General features: G+C 68.4%; 6 protein-coding genes and 1 pseudogene. 5 read left to right on the forward strand and 2 right to left on the reverse strand.

The window, feature by feature from the left end; translation table 11 throughout:
- Positions 1-426, reverse strand: a pseudogene (locus VJR25_RS11225) (hypothetical protein); the annotation flags it as partial.
- 295 nt (positions 427-721) lie between these two features.
- On the opposite strand from VJR25_RS11225, the gene VJR25_RS11230 reads away from it, so the two are divergent.
- The 5 genes from VJR25_RS11230 to VJR25_RS11250 all read left to right on the forward strand — a co-directional run bounded on the left by VJR25_RS11230 (position 722) and on the right by VJR25_RS11250 (position 6,723).
- Positions 722-1,765 carry a LacI family DNA-binding transcriptional regulator gene (locus VJR25_RS11230; RefSeq protein WP_414683774.1) on the forward strand — a complete coding sequence of 348 codons (1,044 nt, stop codon included), beginning with the start codon at positions 722-724 and terminating at the stop codon, positions 1,763-1,765.
- A 222-nt stretch (positions 1,766-1,987) separates the two neighbouring features.
- Positions 1,988-3,109: a multiple monosaccharide ABC transporter substrate-binding protein gene (chvE, locus tag VJR25_RS11235; RefSeq protein ID WP_324115059.1), complete on the forward strand. Its 1,122-nt coding sequence runs from the start codon at positions 1,988-1,990 to the stop codon at positions 3,107-3,109.
- Positions 3,110-3,175: 66 nt separating this feature from the next.
- Complete coding sequence (gene mmsA / locus VJR25_RS11240; protein WP_324115060.1) at positions 3,176-4,717, forward strand: multiple monosaccharide ABC transporter ATP-binding protein; 1,542 nt, start codon at positions 3,176-3,178, stop codon at positions 4,715-4,717.
- Positions 4,714-5,919 carry a multiple monosaccharide ABC transporter permease gene (gene mmsB / locus VJR25_RS11245; RefSeq protein WP_324115061.1) on the forward strand — a complete coding sequence of 402 codons (1,206 nt, stop codon included), beginning with the start codon at positions 4,714-4,716 and terminating at the stop codon, positions 5,917-5,919. The genes mmsA and mmsB overlap by 4 nt, the downstream gene beginning before the upstream one ends.
- 96 nt (positions 5,920-6,015) lie before the next feature.
- The gene (locus VJR25_RS11250; protein WP_324115062.1) at positions 6,016-6,723 is read left to right on the forward strand and encodes an ankyrin repeat domain-containing protein; all 708 of its coding nucleotides are present in this window, start codon (positions 6,016-6,018) and stop codon (positions 6,721-6,723) included.
- Here the strand turns inward: VJR25_RS11250 and VJR25_RS11255 are convergent.
- The coding region (locus VJR25_RS11255) for an NAD(P)H-binding protein (RefSeq protein ID WP_324115063.1) at positions 6,624-7,050 on the reverse strand (427 nt) is incomplete at its 5' end. The genes VJR25_RS11250 and VJR25_RS11255 overlap by 100 nt on opposite strands.

Raw genomic sequence — 7,050 nt, forward strand, 5'->3', positions numbered from 1 at the left:
CCAGCTCACCCATCGGTACGGGAAGTTCGGGTACCAGTCCGGCATCCGCACGACGACCTTCGCGCCCGCGTTCGCCGCCTCGGAGGCGACGGCGAGAGCATCCCCTGCCGGCGACGGCTCACCGTTCGGCAGCTGCGAGCCCCCGGGCGCCATCTGCACGAATTCATTCGGATTCAGCGCGGACACGAGGCTGTCCGACGGGACGGTGTCGGACGCCAGGCCGTAGAGCGAACCGTCGGCGACATGCGTGACGGGTCGGAACGGCCGGTCGGCGTGAACCACGAGGGTGGGCGTGGCGCTCGTCGCCGCCGTGGCGACCGTGGGGGCGACTCCGACCCCGGCGACGGAGAGAGCCGCGATGCCGAGCGCCGCGGGCAGCTTCGCTCGCCTCGGTATGCGCGCAGGCGCGGGGTGTCGATCGGCCATGTCGTGGTACTCCCTGTCTCTCGGTGTGCACGGGAGCGCTCGTGTGATGCTCCCTTGCGTCCTCGGCGGAAGACGCTCCGCCAGATCATCGAACCGATTCGACAGTCTGGTCCACGGATGGCGTGCACGGATTGCCGGACGGCGGATGGATCGAGGTTGAAGCTAGCAGCGACGATGAGCAGCGTCAACGGGTTCGGCGAACCGATTCGATTTGCGGCGCGCGCCTCCGGAGTATGCGGGCCGAGAGGGCGGATGCGGGGGTGCCGGGCGCCGGGACGCCGACGGGACATCCATAATGAGCTTGACGACGTCGAACGGAGGTGCGCTGGCTGTGGAAGGCGATGCGCCGCGCGCTCTGAACATCCGTGACGTCGCGCGTGAGGCCGGCGTCTCGTACCAGACCGTGTCCCGCGTGCTGAACGGCAGCGAGCGAATCCGCGAATCGACCCGCGCGCACGTGCAGGAGGTCATCGACCGGCTCGGGTACCGGCCGAACCCGGTCGCGCGCGCGCTGTCGACCAATCGCTCCCGCACGATCGGGGTGCTCACCACCCAGAGCGCGCTGTACGGACCGGCGACCGCCATCACCGCGATCGAGTTCGCGGCGCGGGATGCCGGCTACCGGCTCTCGATCTCGAACCTGCGCTCGAGCGACCCCGGGACGGTGCGCTCCAGCATCGACGATCTGCTGAGCCACGCGGTCGAGGCGATCATCGTCATCGCGCCCCAGCAGCGCGTGCTGTCGGCGGTGGCCGAGATGAGCGTCGACGTGCCGATCGTCGCGCTCGGACCCGGCGGTGAGCGCCAGTCGATGGCGATGGACCAGATCGCGGGGGCTCGTGCCGCGGTCGGCCACCTCGCCGACCTCGGCCACGAGTACATCGTGCACCTCGCCGGGCCGCAGGACTGGACCGAGGCCGAGGCGCGCATGGCCGGATATCTGCGCGAGCTGGATGCCCGCGACCTGCGCGTGCGCGCCCCCATCCTCGGCGACTGGACGTCGTCGTTCGGCTATGCAGCAGGCATCGAGCTGCTGCGAAACGCCGACTTCACCGCGGTCTTCGCCGGCAACGACTCGATGGCGCTCGGCTTCCTGCACGCGTGCCGCGAGACCGGGGTGCGCGTGCCCGAGGACATCAGCGTCGTCGGGTTCGACGACATCCCGGATGCCGCGCACTTCTACCCGCCGCTGACCACCGTGCGTCAGGACTTCGTCGAACTCGGCAGGCGCACGATCGGCTTGCTGCTGGCCCAGCTGCGGGGCGACGAGGCCGACACCCGGCCGGTGATCCCGCAGCTGATCGTGCGCGAATCGACCGCGCGACCGCAGCGCGCCTGACCGCGCACCGGGCGCATCCGGAAATCTCGCGCCTTCGGCGCTTGACAAATGTGACCGGTTCGCCGCAGACTTTTCCCCATCGATGTGAACGGTCACATCGGGCGACAAGGGAGTCAGGAAGCATCCTCCGCCCTTGCCGATCGGGCCCCCGACCCTGTGCCTCAGGTGTGCCCGCTGCAGTCCCGAGCGCGCCATGGCGGCGCGCCCGAAGAGAGGAACCACATGCAGATCAAGAGACTGGTGGTCGGCACCGCCGTCGTCGCCCTCGCCCTCACGATGACCGCCTGCGCGGGCACGCGCGGCGGCGGCGCGGCCGCAGCCGACCCCGCGGCCAACAAGGGCGCACTGGTGGGCGTCGCGATGCCGACGAAGACGTCGACCCGCTGGATCCACGACGGCGACGCCGTCAAGGCGGGCCTCGAGAAGCTCGGCTACAAGGTCGACCTCGAATACGCCGACGACGACATCCCCACCCAGGTGCAGCAGATCTCCAACATGCTCACCAAGGGCGCCAAGGTGCTCGTGATCGCGTCGGTCGACGGCACGGCCCTGTCGAGCCAGCTCGACGAGGCGGCCTCCAAGGGCGTCAAGGTCATCGCCTACGACCGCCTGATCAACGGCAGCAAGCACGTCGACTACTACACGACCTTCGACAACTACAAGGTCGGCGTGCAGCAGGCGACGAGCCTCCTCGAGGGCCTCGGCGTGCTCGACAAGAACGGCACGGACACCGGCGCCAAGGGTCCGTTCAACATCGAGCTGTTCGCGGGCAGCCCCGACGACAACAACGCCACGTTCTTCTTCAACGGCGCGATGGCCACCCTGAAGCCCTACCTCGACAAGGGCGTCATCAAGGTGGGCAGCGGCCAGACCGGGTTCACGCAGGTCGCCACGCAGGGCTGGCAGGCGGATGTCGCGAAGAAGCGCATGCAGGACCTCATCGCGTCGACCTACTCGAGCGGCAAGAAGGTCGACGGCGTCCTGTCGCCGTACGACGGCCTGTCGATCGGCATCATCTCGGCGCTCACCGGCGCGGGCTACTCGACGGCGAAGCTGCCGATCGTGACCGGTCAGGACGCCGAGATCCCCAGCGTCAAGTCCATCATCGCCGGACAGCAGTACTCGACCATCTACAAGGACACCCGCAAGCTCGCGGGCGAGGCCGTCACGATGACCAACGACCTGCTCACCGGCAAGACGCCCGCGGTCAACGACACCAAGTCCTACGACAACAAGACGAAGATCGTCCCGACCTTCCTCTTCCAGCCCGTCGTGGTCACGAAGGACAACTACACGCAGGCGCTCATCGACACGGGGTACTACACCGCAGCCGATCTCAAGTAAGCCCATCTCCCGCCGGGTGGCTGCGGTCGCTCCCGCAGCCACCCCTCACTCCGAACGGAGCGCCAGATGAGCGACAACATCCTCGAGATGCGGGGAATCACCAAGACCTTCCCCGGGGTGAAAGCCCTGCAGAACGTGTCGATCACCGTCCAGCGCGGTCACGTGCATGCGATCTGCGGCGAGAACGGCGCGGGCAAGTCGACCCTGATGAAGGTGCTGAGCGGCGTGTACCCGCACGGCACGTACGAGGGGGAGATCCTGCTCGACGGCGAACCCGTCGCATTCCGCAGCATCAACGAGTCCGAGCAGGCGGGCGTGGTGATCATCCACCAGGAGCTGGCCCTCAGCCCGTACCTGTCGATCGCCGAGAACATCTTCCTCGGCAACGAGCGCGCCTCGGCCGGCTGGATCGACTGGAACGCCACCAACCAGCAGGCCGCCGAACTGCTGCGCAGCGTCGGCCTGCGCGAGAACCCGGCGACCAAGATCGCCGACATCGGCGTGGGCAAGCAGCAGCTCGTCGAGATCGCCAAGGCGCTGTCCAAGAAGGTCAAGCTCCTCATCCTCGACGAGCCGACCGCCGCCCTCAACGACGACGACTCCGCGCACATGCTCGAGCTGATCAAGCACCTGCAGGCGGAGGGCATCACCTCGATCATCATCAGCCACAAGCTCAACGAGATCCGCGCGATCGCCGACGAGGTCACCGTCATCCGCGACGGCCGCAACATCGAGACGCTCGACCTCGGCACCGACGACGTCAGCGAGGATCGCATCATCCGCGGCATGGTCGGCCGGGATCTCGCCAGCCGGTTCCCCGACCGCACGCCGAAGATCGGCGGAGAGCTGCTGCGCATCGAGGACTGGACGGTGCACCACCCGCTCGACCACGAGCGCAAGGTCGTCGACAACGCCAGTCTCTTCGTGCGGGAGGGCGAGATCGTCGGCATCGCCGGCATCATGGGCGCGGGCCGCACCGAGCTCGCGATGAGCGTCTTCGGGCGCAGCTACGGCGTGGGCATCTCGGGTCGCGTGTACAAGCGCGGCGAGGAGATCTCGACGCGGACCGTGTCGGATGCCATCGCCCACGGCATCGCATACGCCACCGAAGACCGCAAGAAGTACGGCCTCAACCTCATCGACGACGTCGAGCGCAACATCACCATCGCGGCGCTCGACCGCCTCGCCAAGGTCGGCTGGGTCAACGACAGCCGCGAGCGCGTGGTCGCGGAGTCGTACCGCAAGAGCATGAACATCAAGACGAGCTCGGTGGAGGCGCTCGTCGGCAAGCTCTCCGGCGGGAACCAGCAGAAGGTCGTGCTCTCCAAGTGGATGAACACGGAACCCGACGTGCTGATCCTCGACGAGCCGACGCGCGGCATCGACGTGGGGGCCAAGTACGAGATCTACGGCATCATCAACCAGCTCGCCGACCAGGGCAAGGGCGTCATCGTCATCTCGTCGGAGCTTCCCGAGCTGCTCGGTCTGTGCGACCGCATCTACACCCTCGCCGAGGGGCGCATCACCGCGGACGTCCCGCGCGAGGATGCCTCGGCCGAATACCTCATGCGATTCATGACCCAGGAGAAGGAGGTTGGAACCGCATGAGCGGAGCATCCATCACCCCGAAAACGACCTCGTTCCGCGGTGCGGTCGAGTTCCTCACCGGCCAGCTGCGGCAGATCGGCCTGTTCATCGCGCTGATCGTCATCGTGATCTTCTTCCAGGTCGCGACGGGCGGCATCACGCTCGCCCCGATCAACGTGTCGAACCTCATCATCCAGAACAGCTACATCCTGATCCTCGCGATCGGCATGGTGATGGTGATCATCGCGGGGCACATCGACCTGTCGGTGGGCTCGGTCGTGGCATTCATCGGCGCGGCGGCCGGTGTGCTCATCACCAAGATGAACGTGCCGTGGCCGATCGCGATCGTGCTCTGCCTCGTGCTCGGCGCGATCATCGGCGCGTGGCAGGGCTTCTGGATCGCATACTTCCGCATCCCGGCGTTCATCGTCACCCTCGCCGGCATGCTCACCTTCCGCGGCCTCACCGAGATCACGCTGCAGAACACCGCGATCTCGCCCTTCCCCGACGGGTTCCGGGCGATCGGCGCGGGATTCCTCCCCGACCTCGGCGGCGGCAAGACCGTGGTCGAGCCGCTGACGATCGTGCTCGCCGTGCTGGTGGTGCTCGCGATGGTGGTGTTCGGCATCCGCGGCCGCCTCACCCGCCGCAAGTTCAACGTCGAGGACGAGCCGCTGTGGTGGTTCGGCACGAAGCTGGTGTTCACGAGCATCCTCATCCTGTTCGTCGGCTACCTGCTCGCGAGCTACAACGGCACCCCCATCGCGCTCGTCATCCTCGGAGTGCTCACCGTCGCCTACTCCGCCGTGATGAACCGGAGCGTGTGGGGCCGGCACATCTACGCGATCGGCGGCAACCCGCTGGCGGCGACGCTGTCGGGCGTCAAGACCCCGCGCGTCACGTTCCTGCTGTTCGTCAACATGGGCGTGCTCTCCGCGCTCGCCGGCCTGGTGTTCACGTCGCAGCTGAACCTCGCGAGCCCCCGCAACGGCGACGGCTTCGAGCTCGACGCGATCGCGGCCGTGTTCATCGGCGGCGCGGCCGTGACGGGCGGCATCGGCAAGATCACCGGAGCCATCATCGGTGGTCTCATCATCGGCATCCTGAACAACGGCATGTCGATCCTCGGCGTCGGCACCGAGTACCAGGCGCTGATCAAGGGCCTCGTGCTGCTGGCCGCAGTGGCGTTCGACGTCTTCAACAAGAGGCGCTCCGGCCGCTGACCTGACGGCGCGTGACCGGGTCGCATCGCGGATGCGGCCCGGTCACGGCGGCGTACGATCGTGGTGATCCTCCGCCATCCAGGGATGGGAGCCGCTGTGCCTGTCGAAGACGACCACCTGGCCGCCCTCATCGCGATCCGCGAGGGTGACGTCGAGCGAGTGCGGATGCTGCTGACGGAGCATCCCGATCTGCCGTCGTGGATGCTGGGCGTGCCCGGCCGGGGACGGCGACCGCTGCACGTCGTCACGGACTGGCCCGGCTACTTCCCGAACGCGCCGCGCATCGCCGAGCTGCTGCTCGAGGCGGGCGCCGACGTCGACTGGCGCGGCCCGGACGGCACGGGCGAGACGGCGCTGCACTGGACGGCCAGCAGCGACGACGCGGCGGTGGCGCGGGTGCTGATCGACGCGGGGGCCGACATCGAGGCGCCGGCCGGCTCCATCGGCACGCCGCTCGACAACGCGGTCGGGTACGGATGCTGGAACGTCGCGCGGCTGCTCGTCGAACGCGGCGCCCGGGTCGACAAGCTCTGGCAGGCATCGGCGCTCGGGCTGCTCGACCGGCTGCACGAGCTGCTCACCGAGCACACGCGGCCGGAGGACATCGACCAGGCGCTCTGGCACGCCTGCGCCGGCGGGCAGCGCCGGGCCGCGGAGCTGCTGGTCGCCCGCGGAGCGGACCTCGCCTTCTCGCCCGAGTACGGCTACGGCACGGTGCTCGACGTCGCATCGAGCCACGGCACCCAGCGCAGCAACGTCATCGAGTGGCTGGAGAGCCTCGGCGTCCGCCGCGTCGACGACTGATCCGAAGGTCCGACCACCCGAATCCGCCCGGTGCGGGCAGCGCGGCACGGATCGCGTCGTCCGACGGCGGCGAAGACCGGGATCGTCTGCACGGTGTGGCTGAGGTGGTCGCCGCGGCCGTAGATCATGCCGGCCTTGAGGATCGAGTAGTCGAGGCCTGAGGAGCGCACCATCTGCTCGGCCGCCCACTTCGACTCGTGGTACGGCGAGCCGCAGTCCGGGCGGGCGCGGAGGAAGCTCAGCATGACGATCCTCGGCACCCCCGCCCGCCGCGCGGCCTCGACGACGGCGGCCGTGCCGCGCACGTGCACCCGGTCATAGGTCTGG

The sequence above is a fragment of the Microbacterium sp. genome (assembly GCF_035277845.1).
Classification (GTDB): domain Bacteria; phylum Actinomycetota; class Actinomycetes; order Actinomycetales; family Microbacteriaceae; genus Microbacterium.